General features: G+C 60.5%; 16 protein-coding genes and 1 tRNA gene. 5 read left to right on the forward strand and 12 right to left on the reverse strand.

The window, feature by feature from the left end:
* Nucleotides 1–15 precede the first annotated feature (15 nt).
* Nucleotides 16–288: a hypothetical protein gene (locus KF757_14180; protein ID MBX3324124.1), complete on the forward strand. Its 273-nt coding sequence runs from the start codon at nucleotides 16–18 to the stop codon at nucleotides 286–288.
* A gap of 86 nt (nucleotides 289–374) precedes the next feature.
* On the opposite strand, the gene KF757_14185 is transcribed toward KF757_14180, so the two are convergent.
* A complete protein-coding gene (locus KF757_14185) occupies nucleotides 375–4151 on the reverse strand; it encodes a PD40 domain-containing protein (GenBank protein MBX3324125.1) in 3777 nt (1258 codons plus the stop codon).
* A gap of 138 nt (nucleotides 4152–4289) precedes the next feature.
* Here KF757_14185 and KF757_14190 point away from each other — a divergent pair, with 138 nt between their 5' ends.
* On the forward strand, nucleotides 4290–4856 hold the full coding sequence (locus KF757_14190) for an NUDIX hydrolase (protein ID MBX3324126.1): 567 nt from the start codon (nucleotides 4290–4292) through the stop codon (nucleotides 4854–4856).
* 21 nt (nucleotides 4857–4877) lie between these two features.
* Here KF757_14190 and KF757_14195 read toward each other — a convergent pair.
* From KF757_14195 to tadA (KF757_14240), 10 genes are all read right to left on the reverse strand, one after another.
* Nucleotides 4878–4951, reverse strand: a tRNA-Pro gene (locus KF757_14195).
* Nucleotides 4952–5059: 108 nt separating this feature from the next.
* Nucleotides 5060–10459 (reverse strand): hypothetical protein, encoded by a 5400-nt coding sequence (locus KF757_14200; GenBank protein MBX3324127.1) that lies wholly within the window; start codon nucleotides 10457–10459, stop codon nucleotides 5060–5062.
* Nucleotides 10460–10552: 93 nt separating this feature from the next.
* On the reverse strand, nucleotides 10553–12307 hold the full coding sequence (locus KF757_14205) for a prepilin-type N-terminal cleavage/methylation domain-containing protein (GenBank protein ID MBX3324128.1): 1755 nt from the start codon (nucleotides 12305–12307) through the stop codon (nucleotides 10553–10555).
* Nucleotides 12308–12324: 17 nt separating this feature from the next.
* Complete coding sequence (locus KF757_14210; protein ID MBX3324129.1) at nucleotides 12325–13410, reverse strand: prepilin-type N-terminal cleavage/methylation domain-containing protein; 1086 nt, start codon at nucleotides 13408–13410, stop codon at nucleotides 12325–12327.
* Entirely contained in the window at nucleotides 13407–14642 is a 1236-nt protein-coding gene (locus tag KF757_14215; protein ID MBX3324130.1) for a hypothetical protein, read from the reverse strand. Before KF757_14215 ends, KF757_14210 begins: the two co-directional genes overlap by 4 nt.
* Nucleotides 14639–15658, reverse strand: a complete 1020-nt coding sequence (locus tag KF757_14220) for a type II secretion system protein (protein ID MBX3324131.1) — start codon at nucleotides 15656–15658, stop codon at nucleotides 14639–14641. The genes KF757_14215 and KF757_14220 overlap by 4 nt, the downstream gene beginning before the upstream one ends.
* A 63-nt stretch (nucleotides 15659–15721) precedes the next feature.
* The gene (locus KF757_14225; protein ID MBX3324132.1) at nucleotides 15722–17017 is read right to left on the reverse strand and encodes a type II secretion system F family protein; all 1296 of its coding nucleotides are present in this window, start codon (nucleotides 17015–17017) and stop codon (nucleotides 15722–15724) included.
* Nucleotides 17018–17115: 98 nt separating this feature from the next.
* Nucleotides 17116–18846, reverse strand: coding sequence for a Flp pilus assembly complex ATPase component TadA (gene tadA / locus KF757_14230; GenBank protein ID MBX3324133.1), 1731 nt, complete (start codon nucleotides 18844–18846; stop codon nucleotides 17116–17118).
* A 187-nt stretch (nucleotides 18847–19033) separates the two neighbouring features.
* The gene (locus KF757_14235) at nucleotides 19034–20152 is read right to left on the reverse strand and encodes a type IV pilus twitching motility protein PilT (GenBank protein MBX3324134.1); all 1119 of its coding nucleotides are present in this window, start codon (nucleotides 20150–20152) and stop codon (nucleotides 19034–19036) included.
* Between the two features lie 56 nt (nucleotides 20153–20208).
* Nucleotides 20209–21927: a Flp pilus assembly complex ATPase component TadA gene (gene tadA, locus KF757_14240; GenBank protein ID MBX3324135.1), complete on the reverse strand. Its 1719-nt coding sequence runs from the start codon at nucleotides 21925–21927 to the stop codon at nucleotides 20209–20211.
* Nucleotides 21928–22143: 216 nt separating this feature from the next.
* On the opposite strand from tadA (KF757_14240), the gene KF757_14245 reads away from it, so the two are divergent.
* Nucleotides 22144–22857: a phosphopantothenoylcysteine decarboxylase gene (locus tag KF757_14245; protein ID MBX3324136.1), complete on the forward strand. Its 714-nt coding sequence runs from the start codon at nucleotides 22144–22146 to the stop codon at nucleotides 22855–22857.
* Entirely contained in the window at nucleotides 22847–24445 is a 1599-nt protein-coding gene (locus tag KF757_14250) for a methyltransferase domain-containing protein (GenBank protein ID MBX3324137.1), read from the forward strand. Before KF757_14245 ends, KF757_14250 begins: the two co-directional genes overlap by 11 nt.
* Here KF757_14250 and KF757_14255 read toward each other — a convergent pair.
* A complete protein-coding gene (locus tag KF757_14255) occupies nucleotides 24406–25107 on the reverse strand; it encodes an SDR family oxidoreductase (protein ID MBX3324138.1) in 702 nt (233 codons plus the stop codon). The genes KF757_14250 and KF757_14255 overlap by 40 nt on opposite strands.
* A gap of 70 nt (nucleotides 25108–25177) precedes the next feature.
* On the opposite strand from KF757_14255, the gene KF757_14260 reads away from it, so the two are divergent.
* Complete coding sequence (locus tag KF757_14260; protein MBX3324139.1) at nucleotides 25178–26881, forward strand: extracellular solute-binding protein; 1704 nt, start codon at nucleotides 25178–25180, stop codon at nucleotides 26879–26881.
* The last annotated feature ends 3 nt before the right edge of the window (nucleotides 26882–26884 follow it).

The raw sequence follows: 26884 nt of genomic DNA on the forward strand, positions 1-26884 counted from the left end.
GGCAGTTGTGAAGCCATGTCCATCGACGCTCTGGGACATATCGGACCATCACCCGCGAAAATCCCCGCGAACGACGCCTCGCGCGTTCGCGCCACAATGCTTGTCCGCCCCATCAGCGCCGCATCAGCCCAGAGCTTTGCTGCACGTTCCGAGTCGGCAGTTCGTCGCAACGCCGACGGCGACTCAGTCTCCTTCTCGTCATCGCGCTCAATCGCCTCGCCCGCCAACACACACAATGCGCAATCTGCTCTGAGCGCTCGCTCGCAGAGCCTCGATGTCTACGCCTGATTTACGCTCCGTCAGTTTCGTGCTCAAAAAAAAACGCGGAAGGCCCGTGCCCTCCGCGCTGTGGAATTGTCCTGACGCGAACCGTTTTACCGATCAGTGTCGCTGATGCCGAAGCCGCTGCGATCGGGACTTGCCGGGCGTGCTGGCCTGACATAGGGCCTGCGCTCGAGCTCTTCGAGAATGTGCGTGATGGCAGCATCGAGTTGCGGATCCCCGCCATCGACCATCATTGACGGATCGTCGATCACTTCGATATCGGCATCGACACCATGACCTTCGATCCCCCACGATCCATCCGGACGGTAGTAGCCGAACGTCGGAACCGCGGTGTAGCCACCATCGACAAGCCCGGGCATGCCCGTGATGCCGACGAGTCCGCCCCATGTTCGCGTGCCGATGAGTTTGCCAAGCCCCGCTTCCTTGAACAACGCGGGGAACATATCGCCGCCCGAACCGGCAAGACCATTGATGAGCATGACCTTCGGCCCCTGATGGCTGTCTGGCGGCCAGGGCCAATCCTGCCCATCGCGCCGAGCCCAGTAATTCGTCCGAGGCCTCTTGAGCAGTTCGATGAATCGCGTCGGAATCTGCCCGCCGCCGTTCCACCGCTCGTCGATGATCAGTGCCGACTTGTTCAACTGGCCATAGAACCCGCGGATGAGTTCATTCTGCCCTTCTACACCCGTGTTGGGCACATAGATGTATCCGACACGGCCACCAGTCTTCTCATCGACATAACGACGCTTGGCTTCAACCCATGCGCGCGTCCGAAGCCCCTGCTCCGAACCGATCGGCTCGACCAGAATCCGACGATCGTCATCATCGCCGAGCACCGCGTTCTTGCTCAGTGTCAGTTGCGTCGCACGCCCCGCAATGCCCTGGAACAACGCATACGGGCTTTGCTCAACATCCATCGCAATGCCATTCACCGCCAGCAGGAAGTCGCCCTCGTGCGCATCGACACCCGGCAGGCTCAGAGGCCCACGCGCGTCATCATCCCATGGCCCGCCTTCGTGTATCTTCGCAATGCGATAGCCGGCATTCCCGGCTTCATCCTGCGCAAGCTCGAAATCGACCCCGAGCAAACCAACCGAAACACTCGGCGCCGTCTCGATGTCACCGCCCCAGTAGTACGCGTGCCCGACATTCAGTTCCGCGATCATCTCGCCGATGATGAAACTCACATCCGTGCGGCTCGACGCGTACTTGAGCATGTTCTCATAGCGCGTCAACACCGCCGGCCAATCTACGCCGTGCATGTTCTCCACATAGAAAAAGTCGCGGTGCCGCCGCCACGCGTCGCGCAGGATCTGCGACCATTCCGTCCTCGGGTCGATACGCGCTCGCATGCCACTTGTCGAAACAGCTTTCCCGCTGCTGCCCGCGCTCGCCTTCTGGATCGTCGCGCTGCTGCCGCGCACGACAAGCAGATTCTTCCCGTCAGCCGACATGTCAAACCCACCCGCGCCCGCCGACACCGTCTTCTCCGATTTGTCGTCCGAGGTCATGTCAAAGAGCATGATTCCGCTCGAACCTCCTGAACCACCGGTCGAGAACCGCGCGTAGATCAACTGATTCTGGTCGTTGACCGCACGAGCGCCAAAGCGACCCGACGCAATCGGAAGCCTGAACGCACGCGACTCGAAGCCCTCAAAGTCGATCTCGACACCTTCCTTCTCGGCCTTGTCATCTTTCGCCTTGTCCGCTTCCGCTGCGCCTTCGGTCGGACCGATCCGCGAGCGGTTGGCCTCGAACGTGAAAGTCCCCATCACCCCGCTGATCGTTCCGCTCATCGAATTGCCCGAGACCGTCAGGTTCCAGGTGATGGTCTCGTTGTTCATTGTCAGTGTCAGCGTCAGCGACTTCGAACCCGCGTCCCATGTGCCGCTCGAAATCGTTGTTGAACCCATCGCAGAACTCATCGATCCTGTGACGTTACTGCCATCGCGCAACTGCAGCTCAAAACTGACCGGCAAGCCAGATGGTGGCAGCGGCGCGCCGCCCTTGGCGGTGCCCTCCCATAATCCGGTCACGCCATCGTCCTTCCATGAAGGCTCTGCTTTCGACTCGCCCTCTGGTGCTGAATCGTCGGCTTCATCGGCGCCTTCGCCGTCATCGGCCTGGTCCTTCGCGTCGTCCTTCTTCTCTTCCTTCTTCTTGGCTTCATCCTTCCACGTCTCTTCATCGCTCGTCGGGAGCCACGGATACTTCCCGTCCGCCTTGAGCGGCACCGCCAGCATCACCTCCGTACCCGAATAAATGAACGTCGTATCCATATCCGCATAGGTCGGACTGAACGTGCGATTCGACGAATAAAACAAGTACGTTCCCTTGCGGTCGAACACCGGAGCTGAATCGTTGAAGTACCCGCTCGTCACTCTGTGCTCTTCATTCGTCGTCGTGTCATAAACGTACACCGAGCCGGTCATCTCGTCGGTCTGCCGAATCGCATATGTCAGCCATCGGCTGTCATGCGACCAACTGATCGAAGGCTGATTGGCCCACATGTCGCGCGTGACATGTGACACACTGGCAGCTGCCGCATTACCTTCCTCGTCATCGTGCGCCAGCGTCAGCATCCACACATTCGCCGCCTTGTCCGTGAAGGCAATCTTCTTCGAATCCGGCGACCATGACATGCCGTAAAAGAACGTGGGCTTGCTGTCGCCCGCAAAGTCCGTCAGTTTCTTCGTTTCGCCCGCACCGTCCGATTGCGTGATGTACAACTCGTACTCGCCCGTCTCATCCGAGAAATACGCGATCCAGCGCCCATCCGGGCTCCATGTCGGATTGCGCTCGAAAGCGCCGTCAGTGCGCGTCAGGTTGCGCGGCGCACCTTTCTCCGCCGGCAGCGTCCACACATCCCCGCGCGCACTCACCGCAACACGCTTGGCCGTCGGAGAAACGCTCCAGCTCGTGATGAGATTCGACGGGTCAACATCGACCGGACGCACCTTGGCAAAATCGCCCGAAATCCGAACGTCCACAGTTCGGATCGTCCGATTGTCCAGCCTCAGTACGCGCAGTTCAGGCCCAAACTGAAAAATGATCTCACCCTCGCCACGCTCGCCAGGCCCGATCGACGGTGCCTTGATGTCATACTCGGTCAGCGCCGTCACTGCTTCGCGGCGGCCACTCGCCGGGTCGAACACCCAGATATTGAGCCGATGCGTCGGACCATCATCTGACAGGTAATACAGCCGCCCCCCGTGCCACATCGGGCTGGTGTCCGTTCCCTCCCAGTCCGTGATCTGTCGAGCGGTGTTGTCGTTCAGGTTGTACAGCCAGATGTCTGTCGCCATGCCGCCCCGATAGCGCTTCCACGTCCGGTTGTCCGTCGTATGCGGCGTGTACGCCAACCACGCACCGTCAGGGCTGATCGAACCCACCGCCCCGTACGGAATTGGCATCTCAGTCAGATGCCCGCCCGAAGCACTGACGGTAAACAACTGCGTCATGCGCCCGAGCCCCGAAAGCCCGCTCATATAGAACAGCAACTCATCCTGCTCCGTCCACTCGCACAGGATCTCCGTCCCCGGGTGATACGTCACACGCTCCGCGATCCCGCCTTCGACCGGAATCGTGTACAAGTCGGAGTTGCCCTCGTAGTTGCCGACAAACGCAATGCGTGAACCATCCGGGCTGAACCGCGCGAGCACTTCATCACCCCGAGGCCCCACCAGTTTGCGAGCCTCGCCACCCATGCGATCAACAACCCATATATCCCCGCTGTACGAAAACGCGATGTGCTTGGCGCTGATATCTGGGTACCGGAACATCCCCGCATCGGGCTTGTCCTGAATCATCGCTGCTGCGCTTGCTGCAAGACCCGCCAACACACTCCAGAACCAGACATTTCTCATTCCACGCTCCTTGATTGACCACGCTCGCGGGAAAATCCCGCTCCTCGATCGAGTAGACATCTTACCGGGATGCCCGAGCACGAACACCCCGCCACCATTTTTTGCCCGCGCATCTTCCTGCTCCCGTACACTCCGCCCATGACGCCCACCGGCCCAATCGAGCCCTGGATCCCCGGACCGCGCACCACCCTCGCGACCACACGCATCTTCACCCTCGAATCCCAACAGTGGACGTGCCCGACAGAACCCGATCGCTCTGGGAATTTTGCTGTCATCAACTCGCCCGACTGGGTCAATGTCCTCGCCATCACACCCGATGAAAACATGGTCCTTGTCGAACAGTTCCGATTCGGGGTGGCTGGTCTTTCACTCGAAATCCCCGGCGGCATCGTTGATCCCGGCGAGGAACCCGCAACCACCGCTGTGCGCGAACTGGCGGAGGAAACCGGATACGTCGGCGACCCACCCATCCCGCTCGGTGCCATCTCGGGCAATGCTGCGATTCTCAACAACCGCGTCCATACCTATTTAGTGCGCAACGCTCGCCTCGATCGGCCTCAGAATCTCGATGAAAACGAACAGATCAGAGTCGTCCTCGCACCGCTCAGCGACGCTCCCAGACTCCTCCGCTCAGGCACCATCCATCACTCGATCGTCGTCGCAGCCTTCGCCCTCTACAACGCATGGACCCGCGAGCAAGAGTGATTCGGTGGAACCTCTTTGAAATCAGGGTGACTGGATTCGAACCAGCGACCTTGTGGACCCAAACCACACGCTCTACCAAGCTGAGCTACACCCTGTCGAGCCAAACAATACGCCGCCATTTGCAACGCCGCACAAAAACATCGCCGGCCCGCCTCGGGTCGATGACGGACCGGCGCGTGCTGACATTTTCACCAAACGGCACCCTACATCGGCACCTCGCGGAAGAGCACAATCTCCGGCTCCAGAACGGTCTCCGAATCCTGCCGAACCCCGTCAGAGTTCGAATCAACCCACGTCCCGACCTTTGAGCGATCAATAACCATGACGTACCGCCGCGCCAGGCTCGGCAGCATCGGGTCATTAGGCCCGAGATTGCTCACATCCTCGCGCGAATAACCCTGGATCACGAACCACACCGCGAAGTAATCGCTCCGCACCGTCACCAGTTCGAGCACCTGACTGGCGATCACCAGTTGCTCGCTGTAGTCGTTGCCGAGTTCATTGCTGTAGTGTGCGTTCGCTGCGTTATACGTCGTGTTGGTGAATGGATCGAAGTCCACATACCTCTTCGATTCGAGGCTCACTCGGAACGGTGCAGTCCCGCCCGTGCGTTCGAGCGTCTTGAGCGCCAGAGGCATGCTGCCGCTGGAAACATCGCGCCCGAAGTAATCCATCTGCATCGGCGCAAGTTCGCGGTAGTACGTCACCGAGTCAGGGCCGAAACGCGCCGCAAGCAGCTCGCCCGTGTGCGCAAATCCTGGAGCCTCGCGAATCCCTGTGATGCGAGTCAGCAGCGAACGCCCGAAGTCTTCGCGACGGTTGTCGCGGATGAGCAGCGGATTCGGAATCCGGTTCGGTGTGAGCGGCAGGAACCCATATCCAGGGTCGGCAGAGAACCCATTGAGCAGCGCCTGCGGGAACGCAGACCCGCGATACGCCACCTGCCGCGATCGATCACGATATGACTCCAGCGTCGCCGCGATGTCCATCCTTGACAGATCCGGAATGCCCAACTGCGCGCGCGCAAAGTCGACATATGGCGTCGGGTTGTACGGGCTCGGGCTCACAAGCCCCATCTCACCACCAAGTCGCCACACCCAGTTCTCAGGTTCGCCCAAGGCGTCCCACGCCAAACTCGGCGCGAGCATGCCGATGGTTCGCAACGTCGAGAGTGGAGCCGTGTTCACATTGATCTTCCCCTGCATCGGATTCTGCAAGACCTGATTGGGCGTCCCCGTGACACCAGTCTGCACTGCATCGAGCAGCCGCAACGCCAGAGGCGTCCCGACGCCCATACGCGTATCGGTCGCAAGATCGAAAACCCCGTTTCGGTTCGCATCGCGGAACGCCACGAACTTGTCAATCCACAAGTGCCCGCGATCAAACGCATACTCGAAGTCGCCCGTCGCAGCCCCGTTGGGCGGATCCGTCGCCTTGCGCTTGGCCGGGTCGTAGTACGTGTACCGACCCTGCACGCCTTGCAGATACACCGGCGCAGTTCCGCTCGGGTCGTACCAGTCGAACCCGAGTGCCAGGCTCCACGCCTCGCTGAGCGTCAGATAGCGCCCAGGCAATGTTGGATCGTTATCCCGGTCATCATCAGCAAGCGGATCAAACTCGGGTCCGATCGCCAGTGGCGACAGAATATCCGTTACCCGCGAAATATCCACCGCAGGCAGAGGCCCCGCACCATCGGGGTCAAACTCGAACCGATCGTTGCGGACATGCAGTTCGGGCGCGATGAAGTCCACGCCCAGAGGCCTTGCCTGATTCGGTGCAAGCACGGGACCATACAACTCATCATTCAACTTTGTGCGCTTCGCGCTGCTGTTGGTTGTCCATTCATTCGGAGTTTTGTTGAAGTCCGCTCCAACCGGTTCGTTCGATGCGATGAAGCCCGACAGACGCCGGAATGCCCAGGATTCGTCGAAGTTGATTTCCGCATCGCTCAGCGTCCCAGAGGGCAGCTCTCCGCCCTTGACATTCAATGAGTCCGCAGTCGTCGTCGTCAGTGACTCGATACACCAGATCGGCAGCACACCACGCATCAGGCGTTCCTGGCCCGTGCCATCGCGCCCCGAGTTGTTGGCCGGGAAACCACGCCGCCGAATGAACGAGTGCGGAGCGATCGTCCAGCCCGTATTGTCGCGAGCCGTTGCCTGAGCGTTCGATTGATCGCAGCCCTGCGTGCCCGTCACCCGAGGCCCGCCCGTCGGCCCCACGCCATAACCCCCACGAAACTGCAGCCGCGAATCCAGATGCCCGACACGCAAATCTCCCGCACTTACCGCCGACGGGTTCGGCTCGCGCAGCCGGTCCATCAACTGATCATTCTCGATCCAGTTGCCAAACTCCGTTGAGCCAGTCTCCTGTTCATCGGTCGTGATCTTCCGCCACAACCGCACAACCTGCCAATCGGGCGTTCGATACGTGTCCGAAGCCGAAGGCTGCGTCCACAGGTCCTCGAACCGATCCGTCGGAATCGGCTGGTTCTCATCCGTCACGCCGAACATTAACCCCGTCTGCGGATCGAACCGCCGAATCCAAACCGCACTTTGATTCCCTGCCAGAGTGTCGAGCCTGAACTGCCGTTGCAGCCATGCGTCAACCGCATCCTCCGAGAGCGTGACGCCCGTGTTGTACGCATTCAAGTACCGCTGCCAACGCGCCAGGATCTTCTCCTTGTCCTCCTGCGCAAGCATGTAGAACACGCGCGTCGCACCCGGCATGAGCGTCACCGACTGGAACTGATACTCAGGCGTGGTCTGATTTACATCCGGCGCAACGTACCGGGCAAGTTTGAAAAAACGCCCGCCAAACTCAAGGTAATAGTCGAACCCGCGCCGATCGCTCGTCGCCGGAGCGCCCAGCGTCACCGGAACATTGAACGGGTTGTGCAACTTCACCGCAAGCACCTGCATCGTGAAGTCCGAGTTCAGATCCCACAGATTGCCCGACGCGGCATCGCCCGCTGTCAACTGTCCGCCGATCGTGATCTCAACAGGTGGGGCCGGAGGCTGACCGATGGGTGTCGGCCTCAGGCAGTCCGGGTTGTAGTCGATATCACCATTCGGAGCGCCGACCAACCCAGTAATGTGTGGCGCATCCGTGAACACGTTGATGCTCATCGCCTCGACGATGAACGGCTGTGCTTCGATGCCGTACACGTTGAGCACATTCGCATCGACCGTGCCGCCTCCTCCAGTCGGGGAACCATACGCTTCGGGCACCGTCATCCTGTTGCCCAGGAACCACCCCGCCCAGCGCACACGGTTCTCGTTGGTCTCCTGATTCAACTGATTGATCACCGCCGGGGCACTTGTCAAGGCCACCGTCGCCACCGTTGGCGTGTTGTCCAGATCGTACTGATCCTTCAGATTCACCGCGAGATGAGCAGCCTTACGCAGCGCAAACTCAGGGCCTCGATACCCATACGACAGCGTGCGATACTCGTCATACGTCGGGCTCGGTTCCGCATCCCACGACGCAACAATGTTCGAGTATGGCGAAAGCGCACGCCTGTACACACCAAAAATCGCCTCAAGGCTTCCCCCAGCAAGCGTCGAGAACCTCGACTTGACTTCCGCGTTGTCAAAACGCGTCGAAAACACCGCCTCCGAAGACAACAGCGGGCTCAAATTGTGCAGCTCCGCTCCGCCACTGATTGTCGTCAGCCTCCCACGCGGGCTCAAAGTCATCAGCGCGAGCGCATCCGGGTCGATCTTCCCGTCTGGTCCTGCAACCGGAGTGGCTGCGAACACGTCATCCCCTGTAACATCATCATGCCCGCTGTACTCAAACGCAAGATCACGCGTCGAACGCAACGGCCCAAGCCTCCGCGTGGTCGTTCGCGCCAGTGCCACATTCCCAGGATTGGTTCCGTCATCGAGTCGCCCATCCGCCGCAAACTCCAGACGCGATGCCATCGAAGGGTCATTGAGCCCCCGGCGCACCAGCAACTCGCCCAGATCCGCCACACCAAAGATTGCAGTACCAAACCGCTCGCTCGGCTCAGTCTGACTCGCATTCCGAGCCGTCGGATCCAGCGGGCTCCGCCGACCCACCGTCTCGTATCGCTCCTTGCGGTTCATCGCCCTCAGATCAGGGTCATCCAGCGCGTTGATCGATTCTCCCTGCTTCAAAAATCCATACTCCAGCAGTGAGAACGGCATCAGGAAATCCGACGCCTCATTCGGGTCCAGCCTCGTCACATTCCCGCGATGTGCCGCGCTGATCGGCAGCGAAGCCTGATCGTTCTGAATCGCCCGCAGAATCCCGTCATACGCATACCACCCCACCCAGAACGACAGCGGCGCATCCGCCACCGAGCGCGTGTCATACATCGCATAATCCGACGACGGATCCGTCGAATTGCCCCCGTTCACCCGAGGCCTCGAAATCCCGCTCCCGTACGTCAATGGCTCATCAACCACGCCCGCAATCACACTGCGATACTCGAACGCCGCATCCTCCATTGTGAGCACACGGCGCAGACTGATCTCGGCTGGCGATGATCCGATCGGCGCAAATGTCGTCGGCGCGACCACATCGTCCGTTGCGGTATTCACATTCACACGCCCCGAAAGATCCTCGACACGCACCGCAATAAACAGCCTCAAATTCCCAGAACGCGGCAGCAGACTGTCCGTCCGGTTAAGCACCGTCGAATCCGTCAGTTCAAACCATCGCGCATCCGCAAACCCATCGCCATTCGTATCGGCATACTGATACAACGGGAAGTCTTCGTGTCCCCAGCCCGCGATTTGCCCGTTGCGACCAAAGATGTAGAACGGCTGCCCCACAGGAAAGAGCATGTTCCGCTGATACATTGTCCAGTGCGCCGGACGATTCAGATCGGCAGCCCCGCCAAACGGCGTGTTCAATGTCGCCTGAAGCCGCCCGTCGGGCCTCCGCTCGAGCAACGAAAGCCACCGACTCAACTGCGCCTGCCCCCCCGCTCCAGTCCCGATGCCCGACTCTGCGTCAAAGTTGTTGCGCAGCGCAAAGAGATTCACAAACAAACCATCCGGCGCGACATTCGAAATCTGCAGATAATCAACGTTGTCCATCCACCACTTCGTCGGATCATCCGGATACAGCCTCTGCGATGGAAGGCCCAGGAAAGTCGGCTCGCTCGACGCCAGGAACGGATCATCAAACACACGTGGGTCCAGCCTCAGATCCCCGCTCCACGCGACCGGATGGCTCCCCTCCGGACGGAACCTGAAGCGACCAACATCAAGGCCCGAATACCCCGCAAGCCCCGGAATGCTCACACGCGAGTAATCCGTATACGGATAATCCGTCGTCTCGCGATACGGCACCGACGCCACGCCGCTCGAGTTCGACCCCGGCAGATAGGCATACGACAGCCGGTCCTTCGCGATGATGTCCGCGATATAGCGCCCAACGTCCGGACCCGTCTGGTCCAGATCCTGCCGACGCTCGACCGCCCGAGCAGCACGCTGATCCCCGACCCCGATCGTCAGGTACACCGCTGCAAACACCGCCATCAGCGCCAGAACTCCGAGCACCAGAATCAGAATCGACCCACGCCGACTCGATCGCTTACGCCTGATGATTTCCATCTCAACGAGCAACATCGTGCATCTCCCGATCGTGCTCAGCACAACCAACTCCGACCGTCCAACTCAAAGCGCCCCGACCGACCCGTCGGAAAAAACGCCTCGAACCAATCACCGATTCTTCAGCCCGCCATTGGGAACTTCGAACACCACCTGATACGACGCCTCGATCGTCGGATCCGTTCGATCCGCCAGCGTCATCGTCACGCGAATCAGCGCTGGCCAAAGCCAGGGCCGAACCTCCGAAGGATCCTGCAACGCATCCGCACCCCACGAAGAATCCTGAGGATCGCCCCCCGTGTTCGGCAGTCGCCCAGGCCCCGGATCGAAATACCCGAACAGCGAGACCTCGGTCTGCGCACCCGGCACAATCGCCGGTACAGGCAGCCCCGCATTGATCAACGCCCGCGTCGGATACAAGTTATTCCCATACGAACCCGGACTCTCGCCCGTGAACCGAGGGAGCACATCGCGCGCCGGCACACCGTCGAAGGGCTGCGCAATCACAACATCCGTCCCCTGATTGAACGTCCCATTCCCGTTCACATCTTCATACCGAGGCAGGCCGTACCAGATCAACTGCTTGTACGTCGGCGAGTTGGGCACCTGATCCACCAGCCCGTACGACCACTCCACGATGAACTCCGTGCATCTCGGTACAAACACCGCACTCGTCAGCATCTCCTGATCCGCTTCGCGGTACGAACGCTCGAACTCTTTCTGCTGCACATTGCCCGTCAACCGTGCATCCTCGATCGACGCCAGTGGCGGCTCGGTTTCATATCGAACCCGAATTCGCATGCGATTTGGATTGAACCACGACGGATCGCCCGGCAACGCCTCAAGCATCCACGCCTGCATCAATGCACGATCTGTCAGTGCACGCGGATTGAAGACCTGACTGAAAACCTGACTCGAAGTCCAACCGCCGAACTGGTTGGGCATGCGATCCATGTGGTTGACCGTCGCTCTGATTTCATTCAGGCTCGTCGAAGCAATGTCCACCACGCCCGACGATGCACGTCCGATCGGATTCAACGACCGCGGCTCACGTCGAAACGTCTGTGGCGTACCCCAGGCATTGCCCGGACCTGCAGGCCTCTGATCCGCAACCCCGCGAAAGATGCTCTGCAGCGCAGGCTGCAACGCCAACTGCTTCTGATTGTCGATCAACTGTTCGCGCGGTATTGAGAATGGTGCCGCTGCCAGTTCTTCGGCCACACTCGTCTCACTCGCGCCAGGCGAAGTCAGAAGCGTCACGCGACGAATCAATGCCCAATCCGAAGCAAACTCGTTCGGATTTCTGACCCCAGCGCCTACCGCTGTTACACCGAAATCCGCGTTCGGGTAGTAGTTGTGCTCCGAGATCATCGGGCGGTAATACGGATTGTTGCGGTCCGCAACAGTCTGCACCGGCCGAATCATCTTCTTTCCATGCCCGTAATATATCTGTGCCGTCGAAGACCGCGCGATCATGTCCGGATGCAGCGCTCGCCGCGCCGTCACAAAATCAGGACCATCCGACACCGCAAAGAACATGATCTCGTCGATGCGTCGAGGCCGGGCCACCGGCTCGGCTTCAAACCGCCGCGGATCAAACAGGCCAATATTCTGCCCCCGATTCGCGTACTCATTGCGAATGACCAGGAACCCCTCCCGCGTCATGCGGTTGAAGTCTTCGCGCATCACTCGTTCGATCTGCGCGGCCGTCCGGTTCAGATCGCTCACACGCTTCCCGCGCGTGATTGTGTCGCCCACCATCCCGAAAATCCCGGCGATGCCCACTGCCACCAGCGCCACGATCGCCACAACGACCAGCATCTCCAGCAGCGTAAACCCGGATGACTTGAAGCGAACTCGCCTCATGATCTGCCCCTTCCGATTTACCATTCAGGCCTGATCGTGAACGCACGAATCGGCTTCTGCGTCGTGAACAGAATCTGCTCAACCTTCACGCCGCGCGGATCGGTTCCCGCCACATAGTCCGTCTCCGAAGCCGAATACGCGCGATCCACAATCACCGCCAATTCCCCGCTCTGCCCGCGCTCCGGAACCCCCACAACATTGAGCACATTGCCCAGATTGTCGATCAGTATCTGCCCAGGTCGCGCAATTGTCGCTGCCCACAGGTCCTGCTGCCATTGCGCCGTGCCTCCGCCAAGAACCACACGCGAAGGGTCCGCGCTGCGCACCAGCACCGGCAACGTCATCGGCATCGAATACGACCCCCGACCATCGCCCGTAGGCAACCGCGTCGTCGGATCCATCCCCACCGCAAGCCGTCGCTCCTGCGCCGATACCCGATTGCCCGTCAGCACATCCGAAAGCGTCCGACCCGCAGGCACACGAATCCCCGGATCGATCCGCCTCACAAACACCGCCAGCTCGAGCGCCGTCCGATCACCGCCCAGACGCGAACGCCTCGGAATGATGTCCCACACATACTGAGGCTGCTCTCCCGTATAAGGCTGCGGAAACAGACGACTCGTCGCCGGAATCTCGTACTGATCCTGTGCGCTCGGCGTCGTGGCGCTGCAAGTCAGCGACAGCACGCGCCCCATTCCAACCATGATCGTCCCGGTCGCCTGATACGACTGCCCGCCCATCATCGGCCCCATGTGCGTGTTCGGGCCCCAACGCCACGTCGGCTCCCACAGAAAACTCATGTTCTGCGGACTCAGGTCATACCCGGTCGCACAATCAAGCGCATTGGCCGCTGAAAACCAGAAATCCCGCCGAAGCCCATCGAACGCAACCAGCCCGTCCGCATTCTTCAGCACACCCTCGACCGTCTGCCCGATTACCGCCCCGCGTGTGCGATCGACCGCATCGCGCTGCTGCGCAATCACCACCGGGAACACCGCTGCAAGCCCCAGCATCCCCAGCGACAGCACCAGCACCGCGATGAGCACCTCGATGAGCGTGAACCCACCAACCGCCACAGATCTGGACCGAGTTGAATGCTTCATCGCCTCACCTCCGTCAGTTCGCCCGAGTAGGTGTCGACCCAGTACCGCATCGCGATCGGCTCATCGGTCTGCTCGAAGAACACGCCGTTACCGATGGTTCCGTCTGCGTTCTTCGTGGTGTCGCCATCAATCCAGCGGTTGATGCTCTGCCGCAGCCGACCGAGCCCTGCAGGCGACGCGTTGAACGGCGAGTTCTGCTCAAACAAGCCGTCAAAATCGATCGCAATCGATCCAACATCCGCATGCGAGGCATACATCGACCCGGTGTTCGTTCGTCCCGCACGTCGGCGGCTCAGATCCCTCGCGCCCAGCGCCCGCAGCAGTTCCGTCTCGTTGTACAACGCCACACGCGAAACATCCCGCACCAGCACCGTATCGTGCGACAGATTCCCGATCAGACGCCGGCGCTCAGCTTCGTCCGCGCCCTGATACAACTGCCCATTGCCCAGCAGATCCGCCTCCGTCAGCACACGCCTGGCCCATGCGTACGCATCGTCGGCTAGGTCCGCACGCTTCCAGATCATCGGGTCCGTGCGGTTGGTCGTCGCGGGAATCCGATCGACCGATGAAGGTCTCGGATCGACCAGCAACGCCTCGCCCGCATCACGCACCAGCCTTCCAGTCTTGCCCTCGAACCGCACCATAAAACTCTGCCGCGGCGTGCGCGAGTTTGCACCGCCCTGTGCCACGCCACGATTCACGTCGTAAAACCCGTCCTCAGGAAACACCCAGTTTCCACGATCCCACGCGTTGAATGGATCGTTGTACATGATCGAGTCGTACCAGTCCGAGTTGATCGTCCTCGCCGGTGCATACCCGCGCACCATCCACCCACGAGGCATCACCAGCGTCTCGCCCACAAGCACCGGCGCAAACACATCGCGCTTCACCCTTGTGTTCGGAGCCAGAAATCCCCCCGACACCGCACCATCGATCCCGTCCTCGATCGTCCCCACATACTCCGCAGCCACCACCCGCATACGACCCGACTCCGGATCGAACAGAAACACCGCAGCCGCGTCATTACCCCGGCTCGACTGCAGCGCCACATCACGCGCCACCGCCACCGCCGTGCGCAGTGTGTTCTCCGCCAGCGAGCGCGCATTTGACGCCGTCATCGCCGAGAACGCAGGTACCGCAACCGCAATCACGATCAACGCGACCGAGATCACCACAAACAACTCCACAAGTGTGAAGCCCCCGAGCCGCCCTGCACGCATGTCGGTTCTCATGGCCCCACCTCCACCACGTTGTCCGACGCCGCACGCCGACGAACTTCCGCCTCCGAAACACTCGGCCCCAGTCCCAGTTCGCTCCGCAGCAACGCAATCGGCTCAGTCCCAAACACCTTGTTCGCGCCCGCGCTCACAATCGCCCATGTCGCCGACCGAAGCGAAGCATTGCCTTCCGTGACATCAATCGTGTTGTTACCCAGCGCGTCACGATGCACCACCGGATCGAGCAGCACTCCAGGGATATTCAAATCCAGAGTCGATCCCACCGTATCCGAATGCAGCCAGCGATAGTACCGAAACGCCTTGCCATTCCCATCGACCAGCGCCGAACGGTTCGCCATCGAACCCGGAGTCGTGCCCCCCAGTTCCTGCTGCTCGATGTCGTCGAAATACGCCGATTCGATTCTCGCGGCGCGACGCCCCGTATCCATGAAAGGCTCATACACGCGGTTCTTCCCGCCAAGCGAATCGCCGACACCGGTCCACGAACCATCGGCCGCCGGCGCGTACATCCCAAGCCCCTCAACGCCATCAATCGTCGCACCCAATGCGCCCGCGATATAGAACGCCAGCGAAAACTTACTAAACCGCGGATCGCGATAATCCGGGTTGCCACCAGTCGGATTCAGCGCAGTCCCACGCAAAAACGCTCGCCCCTGCGTGCTCCCCATCTGATACACATTCACAAAAGGTCGATTGAACTGCCCCGAATACACCGGCCCGCTGTTGTTCATCGCCCCCCGCGCGGTCGCGCTGAAACTCCCCATCTCCGAGCCGTCAAACACCAGAGGCACCTTGAACCCAAACTCCGTCTCGAACTGCACCACGCTCTGCTTGAGAGCGCTGAGCGTCTGCTGCGTCGCAGCCTTGCGCGCAAAAACACCCCCTGCCTGCAACCCCACGATCAACAGCGCCATCAGCGCCGCAACTACGACAATCGACACCAGCAGTTCCACCAGCGTGAACCCGCGCTGTTCGCAACCGCATTTCAATCTCGAATGTCGATTCGTCATCGCTGCTCCGCTCGTCTGCATTTCGACCATACCTGTGTTCAATCGCACCACCGCGCTCCGCGCTTACATGCCTCCGCCCTGGAGCGATTCGATCATCGCAACCAGCGGAAGGAACATCGCGACCACGATCGTTCCAACCATGCCGCCCAGCACCACAACCATCAATGGCTCAAGCAGCGACACCAGCGATGCCACCGCAACGTCCACCTCTTCGTCGTAGTTGTCCGCGATCTTGAGCAGCATCACGTCCAGCTCGCCCGTCTCTTCGCCCACGTCGATCATGTTCACCACGATCGGGTCGCACGTCTTGCTGTCACGCAGAGGCCCCGCAAACGTCTCGCCCTCGCGGATCGAGTCGTGCACCTTGCCCAGCGCCTTCTCGAACACAAAGTTTCCCGACGTTTCCTTCGTGATCGTCACCGCTTCAAGAATCGGCACACCCGCCGAGATCAGCGTGCCCAGCGTACGCGTGAAACGAGCAATCACGGTCTTGCGCACCAGCCCGCCGAACACCGGGATCCACAGGATCACAACGTCCGTCGCTGCACGCCCCGGAGGTGTCTTTCTCGACAATTTCATCACCATGAAGAAAATGACGCAGGCAATCGCAGTGATCACGCCACCAGGGATCGTCTGGCCCGGGTTCTGCCCGCCGAACCATCGGCTCGTGTTGATCAGCCACACCGTCAGGAACGGCAGATTCACGCCGAAGTCGTTGAAGATCGCCTCGAACTTCGGAATGATGAAAATCATGATCGCAGTCAGGATCAGCACCGCGATCGAGATCACCACGATCGGATACACCATCGCGCCCTTGATCTTCCGCTTGAGCCTTTCGCTCTTTTCCATGAACTCCGCAAGACGCTGCAGAATGATGTCCAGCACACCGCCGATCTCGCCCGCATTGACCATCTTCACATACAGCGTATTGAAACCCTTGGGAAACTTCGCCATGCTTTCCGAAAGGCTTGTGCCGCCCTCGACCTCTTCGACCACGCCCTGCAAGATGCTCTTGAGAAGCCCGGGACGCTGCTGACTTTCGAGAATCTGGAGCGACCGCAGCAACGGCAGGCCTGCGTCCTGAAGCGTCGACAACTGCCGCGTGAACATCGTCAACTTCTTGGCCGACACCCCACCGATCGCAAACGTCTGCCCGGCCTTCTTGCGCCGCTTCTTGGCCGGCGCCGAGCCTGCCTCACCCGGAGTCTTGCTCTTGCTCGACTTGGCAGCCTTGACCGACTGCGGGAAGTAGCCCATTGCCTTGATGCGCGTCACCGCTTCTTCACTGCTCGTCGCGTCGACCGTCCCCTTCTGGGTCTTGCCGGACTGGTCGATTGCTTCATACGAAAATGTCGCCATGACTGCTTCTCCAGGGGCCTATACGCCCCGCAACCATCACTCTCTTCGACTGCTCCACACGAACTTGCGTGCACTCGTCGCACGCGAGCCGCATTCGATCATTCCTCGTCGAGCGTCTCACGCACGACCTCGTCGATCGTGGTCAACCCTTCATAAATCGCCAGCAACCCGCTCTCACGCAGCGAACGCATCCCCCGACGCCTCGCCTGCTGCCGAAGGATCGCCGTGCTCGCTTCCTTCATCACCAGTTCGCGCATCGAGTCATCCATCTCCATGATCTCGAACAGCGCCATACGACCCTTGAACCCGCCGCCAATCTGGTCCGTCTTGCCCGGCCTGAAAAAGGTCCGCCCCTTCACATCGTCAGGCCTCAACGCCAGTTCCATCAACTCCTCTTCCGAAGGCGTGTACTCAACCTTCGTCTTCGGGTCCAGCGTCCGCACCAGTCGCTGCGCCACAATACCTTCGATCGTCGCTGTCAAAAGGAAAGGCTCAAGCCCAAGATCCACCAGACGAATGATCGAACTCGGCGCGTCGTTCGTGTGCAGCGTGCTCAGCACAAGGTGGCCCGTCAACGACGCCTGCACCGCAATTTGAGCCGTCTCGAGGTCGCGGATTTCGCCCACCAGAATCACGTCCGGATCCTGACGCAAAAACGACCGCAACGCCCTGGCAAACGTCAGCCCCGCCTCTTCGTTCATCTGCACCTGGCACAGACCGTCAATGTCATACTCCACCGGGTCTTCAGCCGTCAGAATCTTCGTCGTGATCTCGTTGAGCTCCGCAAGCGCCGCATACAGCGTTGTCGTCTTGCCCGAACCCGTCGGCCCCGTCACCACCACAATCCCGTTCGGCTTCCTGATCAGCGCCCGGAACTTCGTCAACTCTTCATCACGAAACCCGATCTTGTCCAGCTTCAACTGCACATTCGACCGGTCCAGAATACGCATCACCACGCTCTCCCCATAGATCGTCGGCAGCACCGCCACGCGAAGATCCACCGGGTTCCCCCCCACCGTCAACTCAATACGACCGTCCTGCGGCAGACGACGCTCCGCAATGTCCAGATGCGACATCACCTTGATACGACTCGTGATCGCAGGTCCAAGGTGCTTCGGCGGCGGAACCATCTCATACAGCACGCCGTCGATCCGATACCGGATCTTGAACTCGTGCTCAAAAGGCTCCATGTGAATGTCCGACGCCCGGTCCTTGATCGCCTGCAGCAGCACCAGATTCAGCAACTTGATGACCTGGTTGTCCTCCGCAGCCTCGGACAACTGATCCAGATCCATCGAGGCCCCGCGGTCCGCAAGCCCCGCAAACTTCGAGTCCGTCGCCATCGCAGCCACCACGTCGAGCATCGATTCCTGCTTCGCGTAGTACTTGCCCAGCAACTCGTCGATCTTCGCCGCATCCGCCACCACCGCCTGCACATCAAAACTCATCAGCAGCCGAAGGTCATCCACCGCCCGGAAGTTATCCGGACTTTTCATCGCGATCTTGAGTTTGCGCCCCTTCGGGTTGAACTCCAGTGGAATCACCTGATACGCCCGGGCATTTTCCGCCGGGATCGAGTCGCGTACCTCATCGGGGAGGTCAAGTCCCGTCAGGTCCACATACTCCATCCCCGCCTGACCCGCCAGTGCTTCATCCACCTGCTTCTGATTGCAATACCCCAGTTCAATGAGCAACTGCCCAATCGGGATCCGCCTCGTCTTCTGGATCCCCAGTGCTTCGTGAACCTGTTCTCTCGTCACCGCACCCATCTTGGTCAGAACCCGACCAAGCTTCCGGCCCTTCATTTCTGATGGATCAAGTTTCGCCATGCTCATCTCCCCGGGTCGAACCCGGGACAAAAGGCGGACCTTCCGCCCTTATCCATTATATTCGACGACAACACCCTACCGGTTCAAGCGCAAAATATCGCCCAACCAGATCTTATGCGTACCATCACTTTGATTTGTGCACTTGCAGAGCGAAGAAAAGCACAATCGCTCATCCCGAGCCACCCGATCAGGACCCATGCTCTTCCGGATCATCAAGTTCAGGACGCCCGATCGTTCCACCCGCTGCATGGATCTTGTTCGACAAGTCAGTTTGATTTTTGCACTTGTCGATCATCTCTTCCGCCGAGATCTTGCCCTGGCTATACAGCGACCACAGATGGTCGTCGAGCAACTGCATGCCATACCGCTTCCCGGTCTGGATCATCGAATCGATGCGGAATGACTTGTTGTCGCGGATCAGGTTCGCGATGGCAGGGGTGACAACCAGGAACTCGTAGGCCGCCACCATGCCCTGCACATCCGTCCGGGTCAAAAGCACCTGACTCAGGATACAGATCAGTGCGGTTGACAACTGCACCCGAATCTGGTTCTGCTGCGCAACCGGGAAGGCGTCGACGAGACGGTCGATCGTCTTGGCCGCCCCCGTGGTGTGGAGGGTTCCGAACACAAGGTGACCAGTTTCCGCTGCTCGCACCGCCGCCTCGATTGTTTCGAGGTCGCGCATTTCGCCGACGAGAATCACGTCCGGATCCTGACGCAGAGCGCGACGAAGGGACTCGGCAAAGCTCGGGACGTCGTTGCCCACCTCACGCTGGTTCACAATCGACTTTTTGTGGTGGTGGTAGTACTCGATCGGGTCTTCCATCGTCACGATGTGCCGATCCATGTACATATTCACATAGTCAATCATCGTCGCCAGCGAGGTCGTTTTGCCCGAACCCGTAGGTCCTGTCACCAGGAACAACCCACGGGGGCGCCGAATCAGGTCGCGACAGATGTCGGGCAGACCGATCTGCTCGAAGGTCAGCAATTTGTTTGGAATCTGCCGCAACACGATTGCGATATCGCCGCGCTGCCGGAACACCGACACGCGAAAGCGGGCAGCCGTGCCATACGCAAACCCGAAGTCGGTACCGCCTTCTTCCTGAAGTTCCTGCTGATTACGCTCGGGCGTGATCGACTTCATCAGCCCGACCATGTCGTCGGAATCGAGCACTTTGGTCTGAAGATTGCGCAGCCCGCCATGAAGACGGATCGTCGGCGGGCGCCCCACAGTCAGGTGCAAGTCGCTCGCGCCCGTCTTGACCACAGTGTCGAGCAACCGATCAATCTGCATTGTGGACATCGATCAACTCCAGAAAACCCGGCAATCGCCGGAGAACTCTTCATCACTCCCGAGGCTCAATCCTGCGACTCTCCAACCTGGCTCACGCGTGCGATCTCTTCGGGCGTTGTTACGCCATTGAGTACCTTGAGCCTCCCGTCCGCAACCAGAGGCCTCATCCCCGCTGCCAGCGCCGCCTTGCGCAACTCCGACACAGGCGACAACTTGAAGGCCAGATCACGCAATTGCGCGTTCATCAGCATCATTTCGAAGATGCCCTTACGACCTTTGTACCCGCCTGGCGCGTCATCGGTTGAGACGGCCTTGTACACCCGACCCACCGCCTCATCCAGCCTCAGCCCGATCAGGTCCAGATATTTCGGGTCGATTTCTTCACGCGTCGCCAGTTTTCTCGAAGGCTCGTGCAGCACGCGAATCAATCGCTGCGCCATCACCGCCTGAATCGAACTGGCCACTAGGAACGGCTTGATCCCCATGTCGATCAGTCGCGTAATCGCCGAAGGAGCGTCATTCGTGTGCAACGTGCTGAACACCAGGTGCCCGGTCAGCGCAGCCTGAATCGCAATCTCGCCCACTTCGCGGTCACGAATTTCGCCCACCAGAATGATGTTGGGCGCCTGGCGCAGCATCGACCGCAGAATCGCGGGAAATGTCAATCCGATGCTTTCACGCACCTGACACTGGTTAATTCCGTCAAAGTTATATTCCACCGGATCTTCAGCCGTGATGATCTTGCGGTCAGGGCGATTGAGCACATCGAGCGCGCTGTACAGCGTCGTCGTCTTGCCTGAACCTGTCGGCCCGGTCACCAGAAAAATGCCGTTCGGTCGGCGGATGATTTTGTTGAAAATATCCAGATTATCCGGTTCAAAACCAAGATTCACCAGACCGATGCGCACCGCATCAGGCCTCAGAATACGCAGCACCACGCTCTCGCCGTGATACGCCGGGCACGCCGAAACACGATAATCGATCATCGTGCCTTCAACTTCGAGTTTCACACGCCCGTCTTGCGGCACGCGCTTCTCAGCGATGTTCATGCCTGCCATCAGTTTCACGCGACTGAGCATCGCATTCTGCATGCGTTTGGGCAGATTATCGCGTTCTATGCACACACCATCGATGCGATACCGAAGTCTCACCCTGTCGTTCATCGGCTCGATGTGAATATCCGATGCCCGCAGCCGCACCGCTTCAGACAGAATCCGATTGCACAAACGCACGATCGGAGCATCTTCCGATGCGACGTCAATCGAACGATCGAGCGATCTATCCACCGAACGGTCGATCGTCCGGTCGATCGAATCCGTGACCAGTGACTCATCGCGCCCCACCTGTTTCTCAGGGCGTTTACCCTCGATGAAGTTCTTGATCTGGCTCTTGCTCGCCAGCCTCGGCTCGATCTGCGTGTTGAGCCTGAAACGCAGGTTCTCCAGCAGATCGAGATCGAGCGGGTCGTGGATGATGAGTTGCAATCGGCCGCCGGCATTCCCCATCGGCAGCACGTTGTACCGCTTGATGAGTCCCTCGTCGATGCCCTTCATGTTGACCTGCCCGGCCACACTGGCCGCCGACAGATCCACGTATTCCATGCCAAACTGCTCTGCCAAGGCTTTGGTGACCTGTTCTTCCGTGCAGTACCCAGCCTCGACCAGTACTTCACCCAACCGTCGGCCAGTTGCCTTGGCAACCTTGATCCCGTGCGCCACTTTTTCTGCGTCCGTGACCCCCCAGCCGACCAGAATGTCTCCCAATTTCTTGCGCGATCGTGCCATCGGTGGTGGTATCCCCTGCAAGCGCCGACAAGATCGGGCCACTGCATCGGCCCGAATGCAAAGCACAGCCGCATCCGCTCTGAATCCATCACGAGGGACGCGCTCCGACACTGTAGCGCCAAACCCCACCTCAAGGAGCGGGCCCCCAGTGTTGTGCCTTCCGCTCAGACTCGGCGCGCGGTTCCAAGTCTGCCTCGCCCTACCATCCTTCTAAACATGGCCGCAAACCCCTCGTACAGACATACGCCCCGCCTCCTCATCACCTCAGGCCCGACCTACGAGCCGATCGATGCCGTGCGCTTTATCGGGAACCGTTCTTCTGGCCGCCTTGGCGCGGCACTCGCCGACGCCGCCGACTCCCGCGACTGGCCCGTCACCGCACTGATCGGGTGTCAATCCCAAAAGCCCGCCCGATCCGGGGTCCGGGTTTGCCCATTCCGCACCACTGCCGACCTTGGTGAACTGCTGCTTCAGGAAGTCCCCAGCACCGACATCCTCATCATGGCGGCCGCAGTAGCAGACTTTCGCCCCAGACTCGCGCCAGGACAACTCGAATCCAAGATCCGCCGCAGTTCCGCAGGTCTCTCGCTTGAACTTGAACCCACGCCCGACCTGCTGGCCTCATGCGCTCCGCTGCGCCGCCCGAACCATCTCTTCGTGGGCTTTGCGCTCGAACCCAAGGCCGACCTCATCGCCTCGGCCCAAAGCAAACTCCAACGTAAAAAAATCGACCTCGTCGTCGCCAACCCTCTTGAAACCATGGACGCGCTGACGATTGAAGCGTTCCTCGTCGGACGCCCAGACTCCCCATTCGCTCAGCCCATCGCGACGCCGGGCCCCATGACCAAACCCGACTTTGCCGAGTGGCTGCTCGATCACCTCCAGACCATGCACGCCTCGATCGTTGCGGAGAGCACTCATGCCCGATGATCGCAGGCCCGACGGGCCAAACTCAAGAGTCCGCCGCACACGTCTGGGAGCACGCCCCAGTTCGCCCGATCGCGCTCCGCCCGGGCCGCGTATGCCCCGAGGCCCGCGCCCGCCAGGTCCGAGGCGCGAATCACGAGAGCCACGCGAGCCTCGAACGCTTCCCATTCTTCATCAGGACAAGTGGCTCGTCGCCATCAACAAGCCCGTCGGTCTGCCCGTGATCGGCCACGACGAAGAAGCAAGCGTTCTTTCGATCATCCGCCAGCAGATCCGTGTCCGCCGCCGCGATCAGGGGCCATGGACTTTGCATCAACTCGACCAATACGCCAGCGGCATCACGCTCCTGGCGCTCACTCCAACAGCACGCGAAAACATCATGCGCTCGCGCCGCTTCGAGCGGTTTTATCTCGTCCTGGTCGAAGGGCCGCCCGCTGCTGATTCAGCACCCGAAAACGGCACCGTCAGCACCGAGCAGAAGGGACGCGACACCGGCGTCGTCCGCCAACTCGTCACGCACTATCAGCGCCTCGCGGTGCGCGATGGACGCGCACTCCTCCGCCTGCGACCACGCACCGACGCGCCAGGGCAGATCGAGCGACACCTGCGACAGATCGGGGCTGTACCTGTCATCGGCCCAAAGGGGTTCGTAGGCCTGCATCTGGCCGAAATCACATTCTCCCATCCTGATTCATCTGAGCGCATGCGCCTTTCATGCCCCGCGCCCGCGTGGATGTACGACGCTGTCGGGCTCCCCGCGCCACAATCCGACACACCCGAAACTACCGAAGGCTGGGACGAAGTCGCGGACTGGTACGCCGGCATGCTCGGCTCTTCACGAAGCGACCTTCACACCGACCTCGTCCATCCCGGCGTCGATCGTTTGCTCTCGCTCACACCGGGCCAGCGCCTGCTCGATGTGGCTTGCGGCGAAGGAACGCTTGCAGCACGCTTTGATTCCCGAGAGGTTGCTGTCGTCGGTGTTGACGCCAGCCCAAGACTCATCGAACTCGCACAACAGCGCCATCTGAAACACGCGCGTTTTGAGCTCGGCGACGCCCGCACCATCGACCGCCTCTCGCTCGAACCCTTTGATGCTGCGTCATGCGTGCTGGCGCTCATGAATATCAATCCGCTCGAACCGGTTATGCGCGGCATCGCTGGCGCGCTCAAGCCCGGCGGGCGCTTCGTCGCTGTTGTGCTCCACCCCGCCTTTCGCACGCCCCGGCGCAGCAGCTGGGTCTGGATCGGTGCTACGCCTGAGACGCAGCAGCAACACCGCCGTGTCGATGCGTACCTCTCGATCGAGCCCATTGAGATTGTGATGAACCCCGGCGCGGTAGCCGCTGGCGAACCTCCGGTCACAACCGTCACCTACGCCCGCCCGCTTCAGTCCTACATACGCGCCATCACTTCGGCCGGCCTTCTCATCGACTCGATTGAGGAATGGTCCAGCCCGCGTCAGAGCGAACCCGGACCGCGCGCTCAAGAAGAAAACCGCGCACGCCGCGAGTTCCCGATGTTTCTTGCCATTCGTGCCATCAAACCCGCTCAGGGGCTTGGCATCGCGATCACCGATCCTGCGTCCTGATCGCGCTGGCCGATCGCGCACGCCACAATCACCCTCGCCACATCCGCCGGTGCGAGCGTCTTGTTCGTGGGCAATGCCGAACTCGGCACGATCGACCGCAGCATCTCCGTTTCTACCGCGCCTGGAGCAACGGTAAAACCGAGCACCCCACGCCCTTCATTCACGATCGCTCTGGCAAACAGGTTCAGCCCCGCCTTCGCAGCCGAGTACACACCAAGGCCCGCGAACGGATCGATCGTCGAATAACTCGACACATTCACAACCCGCCCCTTCGCATCAGCAAGGTTCCGCCACGCTTCGCGCGTCAGGCGGATCGCGCCAAGCACGTTGACCTCGAACACCCCTTGAATTTCGCTGTCGCTGAACTGATGAAACGGCTTCATCGGCGCATGCCCTGCGTTGTTCACCAGCGCATCAACGCGCCCGAACCGCTGTGTTGCCGCCGCGACGATCCTGCCCGCAGCCGCAGGCTCGCCCACATCCGCAGCGATGCACAACGTTCGTTCGCCCGAATCGATCTCGCGTGCAACCGCTTCGAGCTTGCCAAGCGTTCGCCCCACGAGCGCTACGCGCCAGCCCACGCCAGCCAGTTGCAGTGACACTTCGCGCCCGATCCCGCTCCCCGCGCCTGTCACAATCGCGACCCTGTTCACTTCAGCCATGCTTCGTTCTCCCATTCGCCTGCGCCCCGATACTCCACGCTGGCCACATTCACATCGTACACTTCAGCGCATGGCTGCACGCATCATCATCGTCACGCTTCTCGCGATCATCATCGGCGTCCCCTTCGCCATGAGCCTCTCGGCCCGTGATGAACGCCCCGACCCGAGCGCGCCCCTCCTCCTCATCGTCACGCCCCACGTCCCGCAGATTCGCCAGGAGTTCGCCGAAGCCTTTACCGCGTGGCACCTGCGCGAGTTCGGCTCACCTGTGCGTGTCGATATGCGCACACCCGGCGGTACCAGCGACATCTGGGCACAACTCGATGCCCAGTTCCGCAGCGAAATCAAAAAAGGAAACGTCACGCTTGCGCCCGACGGCCGCATCGTGCTCGCTCACGGTGCAAGCGCCTACGACCTCATGTTCGGAGGCGGCAGTTACGACCACGGCCGACTCAAGACCGGGATCCTGGTCGATCAGCCACTTTTTTCACGCACTCCACTCAACGCCGCACTCGGTCTGGCCGACATAACCCCCGCCAGTCTCCATGGCCACACCATCGACAATGCTTCCGTCGAACGCGTCCTCGGACGTCCCCTTCCCAAAGGCGTCCGCATCACTTCCAATCCCGACGGCTCACCCACGCTCACTGTTTCCGTGTCTCTCTCGGCTCCCGCAGGCTTCGATCCGGCGGAACTCCAGACCCTCTTCGGCGAGAACCGCATCGGCATCCAGCAACTCTACGACCCCGATCAATACTGGATCGGTACCGCGCTCTCGAGCTTTGGCATCGTCTTCAACCGCGATCTCTGCACCGAACTCGGTGTCGGCGAACCCACTTCATTCAAAACCCTCACCGACCCACGCCTGCGCAATCAGATCGCTCTCGCCGACCCCCGCCAATCCGGCTCCGTTACCACAACCTTCGACTCGATCCTCGGGTACTACGGCTGGGACGAAGGCTGGCGCATTCTCCGCGAAATGTCTGCCAACACTCGCTACTTCACCAACTCCTCCACCAAGCCCCCGATGGACGTCGCACAAGGCGAAGCCGCAATGGGACTCGCCATCGACTTCTATGGCCGCGGACAGGCCAACGCCGTCGGCGATGATCGTGTCGGATACACCGATCCCGTCGGCTCGGTCTACGTCGATGCCGATCCCGTCTCGCTTCTGAGCGGTTCAGCCAATCCCGAACTTGCCCGCCGCTTCATCGCCTTCACACTCACCGAAGAGGGCCAGGCGTTGTGGCAGTTCCGCGCCACCTCACGCAACGGCGCATCAAACCCGCCCGGGCCCGCAGGCCAGCCCATGGGGCCACGCCAATACGAACTCCGCCGCATGCCCGTCCGCCGCATCATGGCTGAAAAATACTTCGATCACTTCGCCGATCAGGTCGATCCCTTCGCCATCGCCTCCAACACCGCCAATCCCGGATGGCGTACTGGCGTCCAGATGATGATGGGCGCGTTCGCCATCACCACAGGCCCCGAAATCCGCGAAGCATGGAACGCCATCGCCATGGCCACCGAGACGCCAACCTTCCCCCCCGATGTCATCGCGTACATGCACGAACTTCTCCACGCCTTTCCCGAGCAGACCATGCCCGACGGTTCTGTGTTGGCCTTCAATGAACAGAACTATCGGGCCTTTCGCGATTCCTGGCGCGATCCTGTCGCTGCCAAACGCGCAGAAATTGCCTATGTCCGCTTTTTCCGCCATCAGTACGCCACAATCGTCGATCTCTATCACAAGCACAGACCTGCCTCGCGATAGTCG

This window comes from Phycisphaeraceae bacterium (assembly GCA_019636795.1).
GTDB lineage: Bacteria > Planctomycetota > Phycisphaerae > Phycisphaerales > UBA1924 > JAHBWW01.